This window comes from Spiroplasma endosymbiont of 'Nebria riversi' (assembly GCF_018831625.1).
Lineage (GTDB): Bacteria > Bacillota_I > Bacilli_A > Mycoplasmatales > Nriv7 > Nriv7.
Genome location: NZ_CP065193.1, coordinates 26,143 through 43,340 on the forward strand (window position 1 = coordinate 26,143; position 17,198 = coordinate 43,340).

General features: G+C 25.1%; 22 protein-coding genes. 8 read left to right on the forward strand and 14 right to left on the reverse strand.

Annotation, left to right across the window (positions count from 1 at the left end; translation table 4 throughout):
- Positions 1-204 precede the first annotated feature (204 nt).
- The 4 genes from I5Q57_RS00375 (at position 205) to I5Q57_RS00390 (ending at position 3,032) form a co-directional block, all read left to right on the forward strand.
- A complete protein-coding gene (locus tag I5Q57_RS00375; protein ID WP_215826284.1) occupies positions 205-558 on the forward strand; it encodes a hypothetical protein in 354 nt (117 codons plus the stop codon).
- Positions 559-693: 135 nt separating this feature from the next.
- Positions 694-1,395: a hypothetical protein gene (locus I5Q57_RS00380; RefSeq protein WP_215826285.1), complete on the forward strand. Its 702-nt coding sequence runs from the start codon at positions 694-696 to the stop codon at positions 1,393-1,395.
- A 53-nt stretch (positions 1,396-1,448) separates the two neighbouring features.
- Complete coding sequence (locus I5Q57_RS00385; protein WP_215826286.1) at positions 1,449-1,889, forward strand: hypothetical protein; 441 nt, start codon at positions 1,449-1,451, stop codon at positions 1,887-1,889.
- A gap of 60 nt (positions 1,890-1,949) precedes the next feature.
- Entirely contained in the window at positions 1,950-3,032 is a 1,083-nt protein-coding gene (locus I5Q57_RS00390) for a DDE-type integrase/transposase/recombinase (RefSeq protein WP_215826287.1), read from the forward strand.
- A 770-nt stretch (positions 3,033-3,802) separates the two neighbouring features.
- On the opposite strand, the gene I5Q57_RS00395 is transcribed toward I5Q57_RS00390, so the two are convergent.
- The gene (locus tag I5Q57_RS00395; protein WP_215826288.1) at positions 3,803-4,828 is read right to left on the reverse strand and encodes a UPF0236 family transposase-like protein; all 1,026 of its coding nucleotides are present in this window, start codon (positions 4,826-4,828) and stop codon (positions 3,803-3,805) included.
- 314 nt (positions 4,829-5,142) lie between these two features.
- On the opposite strand from I5Q57_RS00395, the gene I5Q57_RS00400 reads away from it, so the two are divergent.
- Entirely contained in the window at positions 5,143-6,783 is a 1,641-nt protein-coding gene (locus tag I5Q57_RS00400; RefSeq protein ID WP_215826289.1) for an outer membrane protein assembly factor BamB family protein, read from the forward strand.
- A gap of 914 nt (positions 6,784-7,697) precedes the next feature.
- Here the strand turns inward: I5Q57_RS00400 and I5Q57_RS00405 are convergent.
- The 11 genes from I5Q57_RS00405 to I5Q57_RS00450 form a co-directional block, all read right to left on the reverse strand.
- Positions 7,698-9,890 (reverse strand): hypothetical protein, encoded by a 2,193-nt coding sequence (locus I5Q57_RS00405; protein WP_215826290.1) that lies wholly within the window; start codon positions 9,888-9,890, stop codon positions 7,698-7,700.
- Between the two features lie 265 nt (positions 9,891-10,155).
- Positions 10,156-10,776 (reverse strand): hypothetical protein, encoded by a 621-nt coding sequence (locus tag I5Q57_RS00410; protein WP_215826291.1) that lies wholly within the window; start codon positions 10,774-10,776, stop codon positions 10,156-10,158.
- 3 nt (positions 10,777-10,779) lie between these two features.
- Positions 10,780-11,028, reverse strand: a complete 249-nt coding sequence (locus tag I5Q57_RS00415; protein ID WP_215826292.1) for a hypothetical protein — start codon at positions 11,026-11,028, stop codon at positions 10,780-10,782.
- A gap of 2 nt (positions 11,029-11,030) precedes the next feature.
- A complete protein-coding gene (locus I5Q57_RS00420) occupies positions 11,031-11,315 on the reverse strand; it encodes a hypothetical protein (protein WP_215826293.1) in 285 nt (94 codons plus the stop codon).
- A gap of 306 nt (positions 11,316-11,621) precedes the next feature.
- Positions 11,622-11,909: a hypothetical protein gene (locus I5Q57_RS00425; RefSeq protein ID WP_215826294.1), complete on the reverse strand. Its 288-nt coding sequence runs from the start codon at positions 11,907-11,909 to the stop codon at positions 11,622-11,624.
- A 17-nt stretch (positions 11,910-11,926) separates the two neighbouring features.
- Positions 11,927-12,307 (reverse strand): hypothetical protein, encoded by a 381-nt coding sequence (locus tag I5Q57_RS00430; protein ID WP_215826295.1) that lies wholly within the window; start codon positions 12,305-12,307, stop codon positions 11,927-11,929.
- Positions 12,308-12,331: 24 nt separating this feature from the next.
- On the reverse strand, positions 12,332-12,580 hold the full coding sequence (locus I5Q57_RS00435) for a hypothetical protein (protein ID WP_215826296.1): 249 nt from the start codon (positions 12,578-12,580) through the stop codon (positions 12,332-12,334).
- Positions 12,581-12,600: 20 nt separating this feature from the next.
- Positions 12,601-12,735, reverse strand: a complete 135-nt coding sequence (locus I5Q57_RS09550) for a hypothetical protein (RefSeq protein WP_256444894.1) — start codon at positions 12,733-12,735, stop codon at positions 12,601-12,603.
- 11 nt (positions 12,736-12,746) lie between these two features.
- Entirely contained in the window at positions 12,747-12,977 is a 231-nt protein-coding gene (locus I5Q57_RS00440) for a hypothetical protein (RefSeq protein WP_215826297.1), read from the reverse strand.
- Between the two features lie 164 nt (positions 12,978-13,141).
- Positions 13,142-13,363 (reverse strand): hypothetical protein, encoded by a 222-nt coding sequence (locus tag I5Q57_RS00445; protein WP_215825907.1) that lies wholly within the window; start codon positions 13,361-13,363, stop codon positions 13,142-13,144.
- A 2-nt stretch (positions 13,364-13,365) separates the two neighbouring features.
- The gene (locus I5Q57_RS00450; RefSeq protein ID WP_215826298.1) at positions 13,366-13,692 is read right to left on the reverse strand and encodes a hypothetical protein; all 327 of its coding nucleotides are present in this window, start codon (positions 13,690-13,692) and stop codon (positions 13,366-13,368) included.
- Between the two features lie 650 nt (positions 13,693-14,342).
- On the opposite strand from I5Q57_RS00450, the gene I5Q57_RS00455 reads away from it, so the two are divergent.
- From I5Q57_RS00455 to I5Q57_RS00465, 3 genes are all read left to right on the forward strand, one after another.
- Positions 14,343-14,768, forward strand: a complete 426-nt coding sequence (locus I5Q57_RS00455) for a hypothetical protein (RefSeq protein WP_215826299.1) — start codon at positions 14,343-14,345, stop codon at positions 14,766-14,768.
- 69 nt (positions 14,769-14,837) lie between these two features.
- On the forward strand, positions 14,838-15,263 hold the full coding sequence (locus tag I5Q57_RS00460; protein WP_215826300.1) for a hypothetical protein: 426 nt from the start codon (positions 14,838-14,840) through the stop codon (positions 15,261-15,263).
- A gap of 135 nt (positions 15,264-15,398) precedes the next feature.
- Complete coding sequence (locus tag I5Q57_RS00465; protein WP_215826301.1) at positions 15,399-15,785, forward strand: DDE-type integrase/transposase/recombinase; 387 nt, start codon at positions 15,399-15,401, stop codon at positions 15,783-15,785.
- A 304-nt stretch (positions 15,786-16,089) separates the two neighbouring features.
- Here I5Q57_RS00465 and I5Q57_RS00470 read toward each other — a convergent pair whose 3' ends face one another.
- A complete protein-coding gene (locus I5Q57_RS00470) occupies positions 16,090-16,308 on the reverse strand; it encodes a hypothetical protein (protein ID WP_215826302.1) in 219 nt (72 codons plus the stop codon).
- Between the two features lie 12 nt (positions 16,309-16,320).
- Positions 16,321-17,196, reverse strand: a complete 876-nt coding sequence (locus I5Q57_RS00475; protein WP_215826303.1) for an ETX/MTX2 family pore-forming toxin — start codon at positions 17,194-17,196, stop codon at positions 16,321-16,323.
- Between the last annotated feature and the right edge of the window lie 2 nt (positions 17,197-17,198).

Sequence of the window (17,198 nt, forward strand, 5' to 3'; positions counted from 1 at the left end):
GCCGAAATGCCCCCTTTACCCGAAAAAGATAAAGAACAACCATTACCTACGGAAATAACTAAAATTGATGGCGAATATTAGTATAATCAGTTTCAAGATAAGCTAGATTATTTAATGATATAACGGCGAGATTTTGATAAATTTAATTACTCTTATCTATATTGAGTCCCAATTTTTAATTTCTTTGATGATAATTTTAAATATATGAGTGAAATATCAATTAAATTAAATGGTTTTAAACAAAATAGTAAACTTAGTTTAAGTCGCAAAAATTCATATCCACCCGGTTTCATTGAAGAAGTTATTTTTGGAGAACTTTCCTTTTCTAGTTTTGGTGATGTTATTACTATAAAAACTGAGCATGGTAGTATTGTGGGTAATAATGAGTTTTTAGAAAATGGTAAATCGCTTTGAAAATCTGGTTCAAAAACAAGTTTTGGAGGAGATTTTATTAATACCTTTTTTGGACAAGTTAATTATTATGGTAATACTTTCCATTTTTTACGCTATGATGACAAATTAAAGACTGATTTTAAAGATTTTATGCTCCATTATTAAAAAGATTTAACTATTGATTTTATTAATGGGTTATTTAATAAACTTTATAAAGTTTTAGGTGAGTTTTTTGTACAATTCTTTTATGCGAGTTTTGATACAGACGCCTCTACTTATGTAGAATTAGATTACAAAGGAATGCAACAAATTCCTAAAAATGTTTTACAAATGGGTTTTTTCTATCGTTCCTTAATTACCTTTTATCCCAAACAATATTTAATTAATTTTGGTTCAACAATCGAAAATAGTAAGAATATGATTTTTCGTTCTTATTTCTTTGTTAAAGATAAACAAATTGCAAATGGTTTTAATAGTGGTAAAAGTTCTTATCAAATAGATTTTAATGTGTTAAAAGCATATGATAACCAATTATGAAATGCTACTAGTAATAAACTGCATTTTTACAACGCCAAAGTTGATGTGATGTATGGAATTAATATTTTTACACTGACTTTCCCACTATATAAAAAGAAAAATGAAAGCACTGAATATCATTATTCTTTATACGATTTTAATATTTTGAATTCAACATCTTTTATTGGTGGCGGAATAAGCGGTAATACGGATGATTTAATTCCTACACCCAACTGTTTTTATTGAGGTTTATTTAGTGCCGTATCTTGTGGTATTCAGCACGCTTCTGTTAGTGTCTTAAATTGATTACTTGGTCTTTCTGGGATTAATCTTTTAATTCGCCCCATTGCTGATATTGCTAAAACAACGATTAATTTTACCAAAACTGCCTTTCCGGTATTTGAAGTTATTCCGGCGTTTCAGATATTATTTGAATTTGTAGTACCATTAGCAATTTTGTTAATGATATTAAAACAGTTTTCTTAAATATTTATAATATTTTTATATAATATAATTCCTTTGAAAGGAGGATTTTTCGTATGTGAAAAAAGAGTTTAACCATATTAAATTTAGTAAATGTAATGTTAGTTTCTGCTTGTAATCATGCTAATAGCAAAATTGAAAAAAAATATAATTTGGAGTTTGTTAGTTTAGATAATACATTACTTATATATCCATATGCAGTTGAAAATATAGGAAATTTAATTTTTTACGGTGGTATTAGCCCTTTACATAGTAATATAGAAGAACGATTTAGTAATTATATAAATTTTGAAATTGAGAAAGGTGTTGTTCTTGATAAAATTGTAAAATTTTATAAAGATAATGGAATTTATGGCACTTATAAGAGGTTTAATTTTGACACAGGATATCTAATTAATAAGATTGTTAATGTTAAATTTTCTATTAGTTTTAAAAGTACTGATTATTATATAACTTCATTCTCAGCGGAAATACCTAATAAAAAATTAGTAATTTAATAAATATTTTTGAAAATCGTATCTTTTGTAATGCGATTTTCTTAATTTAAGGAGTAAAAAATGAAATATATTATTTCCCAAGCTGACTTAGCAGATTTAAAAGCAAAAGCACAAAGTTGACTAAGTGCTAATTGCCGTAATCCTTATTACTATAAAAATAAAAAACGCATTACTGCCTATTTAAATTTATGTACTTATTTTTATATTGAAGAAACTACTTTAACAAAACTTATTAAAAAATATTTTAAGGGTGCAACAAAAACTTTTTATCGTTGGGCACAAAAAATTATGACCGCTTATTATTCTGACAATTTAGATTTGTTATTGTTTAAAACCACAAAACCACAAAATCTTAATTATCAATATAGTTTAAATTCTCGCAAAAAAGTATGTGATTTATATTTTGATTACAAAAATCTTCAAGCCGGCGGAATGTGGTCTTTATTTAATAATTTAAAAATTGGTTTTCACGATGTCAAAAATTCAGAAGTTCCGAAAAACATCAAAACTTTTTATCGTTGAATTAAATCCGGCCCTCGTTGAAAAGAATTAAAACAGCAAATTAAACAAACAAAATGCCATTTTAAGCGTTATGAAGTCTCCGAGATTGGTCTTTTACAAATGGATGCTAAAATTATTACCACATCAAATTTTCCGGTTGATAACAAATATTACATTTATGATTTCATTGACGAAATGACACGCATAGTATTTGGCTATGTTTATGATAGTTTAGGAACCAATAACGCAATTAATGCCCTGCAAAGAGCAATGAAAGATTTTAGCGCGCTTGGCATAACAATTAAACGCCTTCGTACTGATAATGCTCCGGAATTTACTACTACTAACTGAAGTAATAAAAAATCGTACAAAGTAAAAGAAAGGCATTTTACAACCTTTCTTTCGAGGAACGGAATTGTCCACGAAACCACACCGATTCGTTCGCCACAGAGCAACGGTAAAATCGAGCGTTTTCATCAAAATTATACCAAATTATTTTATTCTAAGGATAAAAAATTAAACCAAAACGAACTTCAACATTATTTAAAAAAATATTATTACTTTTATAACTTTGAACGCTGTCATTCATCATTACAAAATAAATCGCCTTTTCAAACATTTCAAAAATTTTTAACAAAGTAGTTTCTAGAAGTTTGAATAATTATTTTTTATAAAATATTTAACTTATTGTTACAATCGCTATTAAATTAAATATTTCTAGAATTAAAAGTATTTTTTTAATTTTAATTATTTACAATTTTAGCAAAATCTATTTCTAAAACAGTTGTTAAGTTTCTATTATTAGTTCCGGCACTATAAAGATAACTATAAACATAAATATTTAATTTTAATTCTTTATTATTTTCAATTCATAACCCTATTTCAATATCACAATCAACATCATATGAAGCAAATCAATATTGATTTGCTTTAACTAAAGTTCTTCAATATGCTTTATCACTATTATTGTTATGATTTATATCAACATTATTTAAATTAATTTTAATATCTCCAAATTTATCTTTCCCTACATCACCAAAAGTTTCTGGTGAATTTTCTTCTCCATAAGTGTTAATTATAATGTAAGGATATTTTTCTATAAATGAATTTCAATCAGAAGCATATTTAGTAAAATCTAATATATTTAATGTTTTCTTATCATTAAAACTTAAAGTATAACTTTAACTAGCGTCTCCAGTTCTACCATAATAATAATCATATCTGGTCGTGTTTAGTTTTTTTAGGTATTGCTTTGAAGAAATAAAATAATCAGCTAATTATATTATTTAATTACTAAACTAACCCTGCCTTTCTTGTTATTGTCATTTTTATTCTTTTTCATTTTATCATATTATTGAATTTTTACACAACAAAAATTATTAATTTTATTAAATTTTAACTAATATTTTTACTTACTTAAATTTATTATATTTATTTGTTACAGCATTACCTTTATAATTAATTCAACTATCATCATTTTTATTATTATATTTATTTCATAATGAATTTTTATATATTTCTTTTCTGATTTCTATTTCTGAATTAATATTTTCATTAATGTAATGTAGTACATTTAATTTGTTTAAATTTGCCATTCTTAAATGTAATAGGTTATTTAAATTCTTATGATTATATATTTTTGTCCCATACCCTAATTGTTGTTTTACTAAATGAGATACATCACTTTCAATGCTACAACCGATATTTCATTCTAAATTTTGATGATGATTGCCATGCTTATTTTTACTGAAATAATTACTCGCTTTCCTTAAATTTGTTTTAATATCTTTATTTAATTCATTTTTAGCAACATTACGAATGGTTTTGATTAATTCTTGATGAATGCCATCATTATATAATTTAATTCAACTATTTAGTGTTACTTTGCGATTTTCAAAAATAATATTAAATGCAGTTTGTTTTAATTTTTTAATAGCATGATAACCATCTACGTCTAATGTTGCTAAAAATGTCTCATCTAGTTGAATATATAAATCCTTATTTTTAACATCAATTCTAGTTTTAGTTTCTTTTTCTGCGAGTTGAAAATATTCAGCAATATCGTATTTATTTAAAATACTTGAAATACTAGCTTTTGAAATATAACAATGATTTAGAGCATCTAAAATATCACGATAGCGTTTACCATCACCTAAAAGACTTAAAACTTTAAATTGGACATCAAAATAAATGCGTTGTTTAGGTAACATACCAATTTCTTTATCTAATAAACATACATATTCAAATTTACCTGATTTTTGATTTCAATATTTATATCGGCGTCGTTTAAAAGTAACATCACCAAAAATTGTAATAATTGTTCTTGATGCAAAATGAACTACTTTATAACCTTGTTTTAACCTATAATGATATTTATATAAGTATTCATCTAATTTTTCATATTCATTAGCTAATTGTTTACATTTATTAGTGTACATATTTTTATGGGTTGTAAATAAACTAAATCAATGCTTGTTTTCTAAGGTTTTTACATTATTATTAATTTATAACATAAAAAATCGCCTTTCTAGATAGTAATTTTAACAAAGTTAAATTTCGTTATTTTATTGTTCTGTTTTAATGATAATTTTTTTTCTAGAATTATTATTCAATAACCTGAAAAAATGATAAAAATTCTTATTTAATAAGTTATAATCAATTTGTATTAATTAGACTTTAAAAATTTAAGGAAGGATGTTAATTGTTCAACAAATTTATTAATTAGTAAAAATTAATAAAAAGGATTTAATAAATGAAAAAATTACTTAGTTTATTAAGCACAATAACAATGGCCGGAAGCGGAATGTTAGGAATTGTTGCCAATAGTCCTTATCCAACACAAGAACAACAAATTAAATTAGAAAACATAAATTATAAAAGACAAAAACGAAGCAATAATGAAAATAATAAAATAAATATAACAAAGATTGTAATTACAACAAATGGAATAGTTCGATCTGATGGGATAATATTAAATAATAAAGTATATTTCGGTTCAGGAGACAACAAAGTTTATGAATATGATCCAGTCACAGGACAACAAAAAATTGTCATTAAAAAAAATGGTTTTATTTGATCTTCTGGTGTAATTTTTAACAATAAATTATATATTGGTTCAGATGATGGTAATGTTTATGAATATGATCCAGCCACAGGACAACAAAAAATTGTTATTAAAACAAATAATTCTCAAAGTATAAGATCCTCGGGTGTAATTTTCAACAATAAAATATATTTTGGTTCAGGAGATAAAAATGTTTATGAATATGATCCATCCACAGAACAACAAAGAGTTATCCTTACAACAAAATGAAGGTTAGTTTCTTCTGGTGTGGTGTTAAATAACAAATTATATTTTGGATCGGCAGATGGTAATATTTATGAATATAGTGAGCACTATTTAGATTCAAATTTAGGGCAAATTAATTCTGATACTACAATTTTAAATGAATTAAATTATTTAAATCCTGATTTAGATATTTCACAATTAGAAATTATTAGTAAAACAAATAATTCCGCTATAGTAAAGATAAAAGATAATTTAAATGATGATATTATAAATATATATTATTTAATTAAAAATGAACAAAATAAAATTATTAATTTAAATGAATTAATTAAAAATGCAATATTTTTTAAGTTTAGAGATGAAAATCCTAATTTAAAATTTAAGGAAATAAATTATATTGATACTAATAATTTAAATTTTTCAAATACTGAAATAACAAAACAAGAAAATTCATTTTTATGATCTAATGTTCCTAAAAATGTATGTTCCGATAGAGAAATTATCAATAAAACCCCAAATACAAGATCATTTAATGTACCTGCTTGTGAATATAATTCAAAATCAAAATTAGTATTTCAAATTACAACAGGATTAACTAAAACAAAACAAGAAAATAAATTAAATGGTTGAAACATAAATTCTGATGATGAAATGAAATTAACAGATTTTACAAATATAAATAATAAAAATTCTGGAATCATTAATGTATTATCAAATGAATTTGATTTATCAAACACAAATAAACAAGAACAAGAAATGATTTTAAGTATTTTTAAGGAACCCGCTGATAAATTTGAACTCAATCCTAATGAAAAATTAAAAATTACTTATCCAGTAAGAATAATTGAATCTGAAATTATATTAAATTTAAAACAAAAAATTACAGGAAATATTACTGCCAAAATAATTGATGACAACAATAAAGAACAAATAGTTACATTATCAATTACAGAAGTAATGCAAATTTTAAAAAAATATATTTTATTACCCAATGAAATTACTATAGATAAAAACAATGATAAAATAACATTTAACGGTGAAGCATTTTTTTCACCAGAAAGAGAAGGGCCGGTAAGAACAAATACAGTTACTACTATAGTATAAGGTTTTATAAAAACGATATTAGCTATTTAGAACAATAACTTTAATTGAAACAAAACACAATAAATTTATTGTGAAAAATAAGCAAACTATTCAAACCAGTAATTTTAATTACTGGTTTTTATTTTGCCAAAATATAAAAAATGAAAAAGTTGTTTAGTTGTTTAGTTGTTTAGTTGTTTAGTTGTTTAAAGGTGTTGTTATCGTAAAAAGCCATCTTTCTTGGAAAGAAAGAAATGAGGCTGTCCAATTAACTTGTGTCTCTAAGTAATTAACTTAAATTCACTTTGTCCTCAAATTTTATCATTAAATGTGAGATCGTGCTATCCCAATTTTGAATTTAGTTATTACGGATTTTCAATTTCAATTTCAAAATTATTTGTTTTATTTAATCTATAATTGTTAGTATTACCATGTTCAAAAGTTAGTAATTCTGTTCCTTATGCTTTAATTTTTATTGTTTTATTGGGTATTTTAATCATTCAGGTATAAAAATTTAAACCTGAAGTATCTATTTTTGTTCCATAAGTATTTGTTATTTTTTGAAAGTCTTTTTGTTTAATTCTGTTATTTACAAGCTCTGCATTAAACTCTAAACTAAAAATTTTTACATTTTTTAAATTTGATAATTGTTTATCTATATTTGCTTTTATATTATCTTCTGTTGTTATCTCAACTTTTAAAAGGTCGTGGTCTCGTCTTTCCGTTAAAAATCTTATTTTTTCTAGATTTCTGATTTCAAAATCATAAATTTTGTTTTCGTTATTTTTATTTTTTTTGTTCTACTGATTTGTTTTATTTTTCAGAGCATCCAACTATTGGTAATATTGTTAATGTCGAAAGAGCTATTATATTTAAAATTTTCATTATTTTAACTCCTTTATTACTTTATTTTTTCAATTATATATATATATATATTACACAAAAATCCTTAATTTCATTAGAAAAACGGCAAAACCAATTAAAAATTGAAAGGTATAGTAAAAAGCTGGTACCGTTTTAAAAACTGGAAAAATGGCGGTTGAAAAGTTAACTGTTGCTTTCGCAATAATTGCTAACTGGCGTAAAATTGTAATGATTTGTGATGCCGTCAGCATTCAGTTTAGCATTTTAATACCAGCATTTTGAATGGCACAACCAATATCATTAAATGTTGGTATTCATCGTCCGGAATATTTGCAATTTGGTGGCGGAATTAGGTCATCCCATTCTGAATTGGTGGAACCATCAGGAATAAATGCCGTTGAATTAAGCACATTAAAGTCATAAATTTTAAAATTATATTTAGAAGTATTATCTTTGTGATAAAGCGGAAAAGTTAAGGTAAAAATATTAATACCATAACGAATATCAATGTCGGTGTTAAGATAATTAATATTATTATCAGTGTTGCTGGCTGACAATTTAATCAGTTTATTGTCATAAGATTTAAGAACATTAAAATCAATTTGATAAATGCTATTGTTGTTTTTAATGGCATTATAATTATCTTGGTGCGTTTTTTTGTCAAAAGTAAAAAAATAACTTCTTAGTAGTAATTCTGAATTACCAGTAACATTGATTAAATATTTTTTTGGATAAAAGGTAATTAACGAGCGGTAAAAGAAACCAATTTGAATAAAGTGGTTCTTTTTATGGTTATCTACGCCTTTAAAATCGATTTCGGTATGAGTTTTTTCATCCATATCAAAAGTAGCATAAAATAAACTGGCAAAGAAGTTACCAAGGATTTCATAGATTTCGTCAAAAACATTTTTGTAATCGCTGTTGTTAATACTAGGAATGTTGTTTTTAAAATAAAGGTAAATGTTGTTTTTTAATTTAGGGTCGTATCTTAAAAAACTAAATTTAACATTAAGATAATTTAAGGTACCAAAAAGGTACTTAATTAGGTAATAATCGTTACTATTTGCTGCAGTATCATATTTTCAGATTTCACTTTCACCATGTAATAATTGTAAATAATTATTTCCAGCAATTAGAGTTTTGTTAAATTCTTTAATTTTAAGGACATTATCCTTGGTATCCTCTTGTTTCGGAATGACCATTTTAATCGTATTTGTTCCTTGCAATTGTGTATTTGTTTCAATTGCAATAAATTTAACGGCAAATGTTCTGTCGGCGACATTGTCTGTTGTTAAATTAAAAGTAGCCCTATCATCTAAGTAATTGTTGTCATTATCTTTAATTTCTGTATTATAGTCGATGCCTTCAATTGCATTATTTACGCCAGCAAGATTGTTAATTGTTTCATTAAGTCTTTTTTTAATTTTTTTTATAACTTCAATTTTGGTTGCATTTGTAGGGTTGATTATTTCTGAATTTGGTAAAATAGTTGAAGTCTTATGATAAAAATAACTCTCATTTTTAAAACCATAATTTTTAATCGTAAATTCTTTGTAATAACCTTTTTCTAAAGTATCAATGAAATTAAATATTGGTGTTCAATAGAGATACGAGTAATTAAATTTGTCAAAATCACCACTGTGAATCATTAAATAGTCAAGATTATCAATAACATCGTCGTATTTATGGTTACCGTCAAAATTAGTGGTTGTTGCTGGTAAGTTAATGTCGGTACTATCTTTTTCAATTTCAATTTCAAAATTATTTGTTTTATTTAATCTATAATTGTTAGTATTACCATGTTCAAAAGTTAGTAATTCTGTTCCTTGTGCTTTAATTCTTATTGTTTTATTGGGTATTTTAATCATTCAGGTATAAAAATTTAAACCCGAAGTATCTATTTTTGTTCCATAAGTATTTGTTATTTTTTGAAAGTCTTTTTGTTTAATTCTGTTATTTACAAGCTCTGCATTAAACTCTAAACTAAAAATTTTTACATTTTTTAAATTTGATAATTGTTTATCTATATTTGCTTTTATATTATCTTCTGTTGTTATCTCAACTTTTAAAAGGTCATGGTCTTGCCTTCCCGTTAAAAATCTTATTTTTTCTAAGTTTCTGATTTCAAAATCATAAACTTTATTGTTTTGTCTTTTATTTATAATTAGTGATTGGACTGTTGTTTTGTCATTGTTAATGTTTTGGGGAATGGTAAAAATGTTATTGAAACCAATAATTAACACGGTAAATATTTTCATAAACATTTTTACCACTCCTTTTTAAAATATTTTATTTTTCGTTGTTCTTTTAGTTTTGATTTTTTTAATAAGTCACTCAATGCTACAGCTTATAACTACCGCTATTGTAATGCATATATCTAAATATCCTAGTATCATAAGTGAAATTAATGCTTAAAATTTTTCATATAATAATTTCAAATCATTAATTTCCAATTTTAAAAATGGGATGAAAAAAATAGTAATCATAAAAATGTAAGGTAAAATTTTCCATCAATATTTTTTTAAAGAATTAATGAGTTTTTTTGATTTCATTTTTTAAGGCTCTTTTTGCTTTAATTTTCTGAATAATAAAGCGGACTAATTTTTCAAATTTAATTGCAAAATATATTGCTCCGCCTCATCAAAAAACAAATATTCCTGCCAGCATAATATCGCTATTGAACTTGCCGAAGAAATCAACCATCTGTTTATTCATAAAATTATTAAATTCGTTACTTGTTCCAGTTATTCATTTAGTATCGATTGCTGTTAATGCACAAATTAATAAGCTTATAAAGATGAAAATGATACTTAATGATAATTTTAACCACTGCTTTTTAAAAGAATTTTTAATTTTTAATCTTAATGGTGTTTTTTCTTTTGAATTATCTTTTTTGAATAATTTTCCTAAAAGTTTTTTCATTTTAATTTTCCTTTCGTGTTTAAAAATTTTTAATTTTTCATTTTTAATTATTAATTCTGATATTTGATTAACATGAATAATATTTCACTTTTCTAGTTTTAAAATTTCTTTATTTTTTTCCATTATTATGTATTTAAGATTATTAACACTATTTTCTAATATGACATTAGCAGTTTTTAATTTGTCATTTTCTATTTCTAATTCTTGGTTTTTAGTTCGTTTTTCCATTTTTTACCTACCTTTAATCACAATAAATAAAGCAATAAGTACACAAGTTAAACCAAGAATGTTAAAAATTGGGTGTTGTGAAAATGTTCGGGCCATTGGTTTAAAAAGTTCTAAAATTGTTAAATTGCTAGTAATAAACTTTTGGAAATTGGCAAGCCCTTCGCTAATATAGTTTGTTAAAGTTTCAAAATGACTACCAGCTAATAATCCAAGAACAGTTATTAAGATAAAAATAATAATTAATTTAAACATTTTTAGTTACCTTGTTTTGTTTTTATTGGTTTTATTTGTTTTTTAGCTTTTCCTCATACACTTAAACGACCCTTATTTTTAAAGGCATATTGGCGTTGTTTTTCTAAATTAACTTGTTGACTACCAAATCCAAGAATAATTGCCATAAGAAATTCTGCAGCAAGCGTTAAGAATAAAGGAAATATTAATTGAATATTCGTTCCTGGCACCTCAAGACTTCAAATTAAATCAAAAACCTTATAAAGCATTTGAGCCAGAAAGTCGGCCATTTTTGCGAGATTTTCCATTTTTTATTGTTCCTTTTCTTTCATTTTTCTTAAAAATTTGCTAAATTTATCCATTTTTAAGTATTCCAAGTCTTCTAAATCAATTGCGGTGTCAGTATAGTATTTGTCTTCATAGTCAGGATTTACTTTTGAATTTAAGTAATCTCTTAAAAATGCTAGGTAAAAAGAATTGTAAGTGTTTAATATTGGTAGAGGAATTTTTAGTTTAAAAAAATAAATATCAAGTTCAGGAATATCACGGTATTTAATGCGACGACCCTTTTTACTATTTTTAGCGTCAATTAAAGTGTTTCGTCAGCGTTCATATTATTCAATGCTCGTAAAGGTACCATAGATGACTTTTAAGTAAGGGCGAAAAATATTAACTGGTTTTTTGCGAATCCCCACAATCACATTATTAGCAATATCACGAACTTTAACTCATATATGTTTATCTCTTTGCCCGCTAGCGAGAATAATATGACCAAAATGGCGTGCCAGAGAGAAATATTCTTGGATACCGGTTTCCTCGTTTTTGGTATTATTTTTTTCTCAATCAGTTCCTTCTAAAAATAAATTGGTTTCATATCATAAAAGTAAGGTTTTTTCTGGCAATACCGGATAATAAAAGTCTAATAGACTCCCATATGACCTAAACTTAATTTTTGGGTTTCTAGTAATGGAAATGTTGATGCGATATGATATTTTTTCTTTTTTAGTAATTTTGATGCGTATACCAGAAAGGCGGTTTTTCCAGTTCCTAATGAACCAATAACGATGTTTAATGGTGAATTTTTTAAAAAATTAATAACTTTGTTAATTTGTGTTAAATTACTGATTTTAAAAAGGAAAATTAAAATACAACCTGCTAAAAATAAATAGCTTACAATGTTTTTAAAATAACCGTTGTAAATATATCAAATTGCTCCGCAATGTCATAAAATTAAAAATGAGGTGCGATTCAATTCAATAAAATGGTTATTTTTTTCTATTATTCATTTGCAAAATTTCATCTTGCACCTCACTTTATTTTTTTGTTAGCGTACCGCTCCAAGTAATTTTTCAAACATTTTAAAGCAAATAAATAATATTGCTAAAATAAATGGAAAAATGAAGATTCAGTAGTCAGCAAAGAAGTTACCGACTTGCGGCATATTAACAGCAATAATTTCTCACATTTTAGTAAAAGCCGTTATAATTGCATTTCATAATTTAGTCATCGCACCACTAGCTGTTATTTTTTCTACTGTTGCTGGTGCTTCTCCCACTAAGAAAGTTCCAAACATATAATCTCGCCTCCTTCTCTTTAAAACATTAATCATTTATATTCAAAGTTTTTCTTAAATTTGTTAAAACCACGATTAACCTTAACACGATTATATTTTTTCCTAATTAATTTTGAATTTCTTTGGGAATGCATCACAACGTAACTTCTTGACATTAATTTTTCCCCTATCTAAATACTGATATGGTTTTCCCAAGTAGCATTAGAATAAATCACACCATAATCGCTGTTAAGAATCAAAAAGCAATGTTTGCTATTAAAAGTCAAAGCGTTTCTTGAGTTAAATCAATTTCTTTATCACCAGTAATGTGAGCCGGAATAGTTGTAATTTGAATAAATAAATCTCAGAAATTTTGTTTAATTTGTTCTCAATTAAATTCTTTTAAATTTACTGTCATTTTTTATCTACCAAAAATTATTTTTATTGGTAAATACATAATTGAAATTAATGCGAAAAGAAACGTGATGATAATAATTAATCCGGCAATAAAAGCAACTTGTGCAGGCATTTTCTCTATCGGAATAAACAATTCTAAGAATTCCATGATAATTTTTCAAAACATTATTTTTTATCCGCGTTATTTTCTTTTGAATTAGGAGCTTTAACTCATTCCTCAAAGCGGGCAATAAATACTTTTTCGTCTTTCGTGAAATTACCAGTATTATTTTTAATGGCATTTTTATATTTAATTCTAATTTTTATTTTGGCATAAATTTTATAAGCAAAATATGCCAATAGCATGATGCTGATAATAATAAATATTAATCCAATCGCAATATTCATCTTTAAACTCCTTTAAAATAGTTATAATTTATATCTTTTTTGTTGTTTTCTTTTTCGGCAATGAAGAAGCTTAATAATTCTTGTCCCTTAATTAATTTGGTTTCATTTTCTTTTTGATTAATTGAAATTATTTGATATTTACTATCTTTTATTATTCCGATGCAAATAGAATTTTCATATTTTCCTTTATAAACAAATCGTTTTGGAAACCAAATGCCGATTTGTTCATTAAATCACGGAATTTTTGGTGCTTTAATAAACATTGCGTTTTGTGTTTCTTTTAAAAGATATTTCTTAGTATTTAAGAAAATGTTTTCAATGTTTTTCATAATAAATTACCTTTCTTATGAATAAACTAAGTTATATTAACTAATTTTTAGTTAACTTAGTTTTTTAAACACTTATATATCGCAGATTTAAGTGTTTAACAAGCTTTGTTAGTAAATTTTATTTTTTTATTATTATTAGATAAAGATTTTAATAATTTTAAATTTAGCGCACCCCTATATATAGAAATTTCTACACTTTAACATCCGCATACCTGCCCTTGGAACTAATTTAATAGCGTGTATATTTTTAGGAAATCCACCCATTCATTTTTTTATTGCAAAACGAAACAAATTGCTATAGCTAATAGGGTATTGTCTATTAACTGGTAAACTTCTTTTGGTTATGGCGACCACCCACAATTTATCGTGCTTTAATACATACCAACATTATTAATTCACTTGTATTTCATTTTCAAAGAACAAATTTTTAACACCTTATAAAATAAAAAGACAATCATTGCTGACTGCCTTAATACTTATTCAAATCTTTTCCCGCCTAACAAAACTTTATGCGTCCTTCCGGCATTTCAGATGTTATTTGAATTTGTAGTGCCTTTAGCAATTTTGCTAATGATATTAAAAAAGTTTTCTTAAATGTTTCCAATATTTTTATATAAAATATAATTCCTTTGAAAGGAGGATTTTTATTTATGTGAAAATTTTTATCAGCTTTAAATTTAGTATGTATAATGTTTATTTCGGGATGTAGTAAAAATAGTAATATTTTAAATAAATATGATTTAAAGTTTGCTAGTATTCAAAATAGTTATGTTTTTAAATGGCCGGCTCTTGGTTTTGTTTGAAATACTGATGATAAATTAGATGATCTGCCTCAAGATGTTTCTGCTATTACAATTCCTGAAGGCGGTAGTATGTCTGGTTATTTTTTTAATTTTTATAAAAAAAATATGACTAAAATTGTCAATGTTAATGGTGAATACGATAAATATTATATTGATAAAATTGTTAATGTAAAAATTACAATTTTAAAAGCTTCATCTTTGGAAAGACATGATAGGCGTGCTGGTTATATAATTACCTCATTTTCTGCCGAAATACCTAATAAAAAAAATTAGTAATTTAATAAATATTTTTGAAAATCGTATTTTTTGTAATGCAATTTTCTTAATTTAAGGAGTTTAAAAATGAAATATATTATTTCTCAAGTCGATTTAGCAGATTTAAAAGCAAAAGCACAAAGTTGATTAAGTGCTAATTGTCGTAATCCTTATTACTATAAAACTAAAAAACGCATTACCGCCTATTTAAATTTATGTACTTATTTCTATATTGAAGAAATTACTTTAACAAAACTTATTAAAAAATATTTTAAGAATGCAACGAAAACCTTTTATCGTTGAGCACAAAAAATTATGACGGCTTATTATTATGATAATTTAGATTTGTTATTGTTTAAAACTAAAAAACCACAAAATCTTAATTATCAATATGGTTTAAATTCTCGCAAAAAAGTATGTGATTTATATTTTGATTACAAAAATATCAAAGCCGGTGGAATGTGGTCTTTATTTAACAATTTAAAAATCGGTTTTCATGATGTTAAAAATTAAGAAGTTCCTAAAAATATCAAGACTTTTTATCGTTGAATTAAATCTGACCCTCGTTGAAAAGAATTAAAACAGCAAATCAAACAAACAAAACGCTATTTTAAGCGTTATGAAGTATCCGATATCGGTCTTTTACAAATGGATACTAAAATCATTACCACATCAAATTTTCCGGTTGATAAAAAATATTATATTTATGATTTCATTGGCGAAATAACACGCATAGTATTTGGCTATGTTTATGATAGTTTAGGGACTAACAATGCTATTAATGCTGTGCAAAGAGCAATAAAAGATTTTAGTGAACTTGTCATAACAATTAAACGCCTTCGCACTGATAATGCTCCAGAATTTACTACTACTAATTGAAGTAACAAGAAAGCATACAAAGTAAAAGAAAGACCTTTTACAACCTTTCTTTCAAGGAACAGAATTGTCCATGAAACCACACCAATCCGTTCGCCTCAATCCAATGGGAAGATTGAACGATTCCACCAACATTATACCAAATTATTTTATGCTTAGGATAAAAAATTAAATCAGAACGAACTCCAACATTATTTAAATGAATATTATTACTTTTATAATTTTAAACGCTCTCATTCATCTTTAAACACTAAAACCCCATTTCAAACATTACAAAAACTTTTAATAAAATAATTTGTCTATATTTTGAATTGTTATTTTTTACAAGTAATTAAATTGGTTGTGCTTGTTCCAATTAAAGTGATTGATTGTCCCCAAAAGACTTAATATTTTTTTCATATTTTGTTTATAATTTTTCTACTATTATACTTGTTGTGTTATCTTTAAATTTTTGGTTTTGTTCTTATGAACTTAAAGGAATAGAATTTCCAATTTCAGTTTGATGCATAATTATTTGTTTTACACTTTTAATATCATAAGAAAAATTTATACTATTATCATTATTTATTTCAATTTTTGAAGGTAAAATATCATTTTCTAGTAAACTACGCATAGCGTCTTTAATTGAAATATTAACTACTTTTTCATCGTTATTTTTATCAATAAAATTTGCGCTAACCATACCTTCAACTTTTTAATAATAATTTAAAATAAGTTCTATATTATTTTTTCAAGAAATAACAGAAATTGAAATTTTACTATGCGTTGGCACCTTTACTGGTTGAAATGGAACATTTATTGTTACAGTATTTGTCGTTGTTTTAATTTCTGTGTCAGAAGAATTTGAAGTATCTGCCACAGTATAAGTTTTTACTCCCCCTCATGTATATCCGGCACCAACTTCAATTGCAACTTCAACTTTTCCTTCTGCAACAAATGGTATACCGGCCAAACCACTGGCTTTTGCTGTAACTTTAGCATTTACATTTGCACTTCAATTGTCAGTATTTGATTTTGTTTCTGATTTATAAAATCCATTCATTTTTTGAAATGTATTTGTTTCTGTTAGTTGTCTAGAACAAGAAATTGTATTTTGAGTTTGCTCTATACTACTATTATTTATAAATGTTGAGCTAGAATATTGACAAACACTATCAAGAGCTTGTTCTAAATTAGATGATTTATATTTTTGTTTTTCGTTTATTACAACATTAGAAACTTTATGCGTACTGAAATTTCCTTTATAAATTTCTTTAATAAATGTTTCATCGATTTGTATTTTACCAGATAATTTTTTAAATTTTAATTGGGTACTTTCTAATTGTTTTGATTTCATTAATTTTTGACGATTATATCAAGCAGTTTTTAATGTAGTTTTAATAAAACGAGAAATTGTTTTACTAGATTGCCCCAGCAATGAAATTTGAATCAATAAATTTCATTGTTCATAATTTAAATGACTTCAATAAATAAAATGATTACGAAAAGCGTCAAAACTTGCACGGCAATTTTTACATAAATATTTTTGTTTTCTTTCTGAATTATGGTATGGCAACCCTTTTTTCGACACTT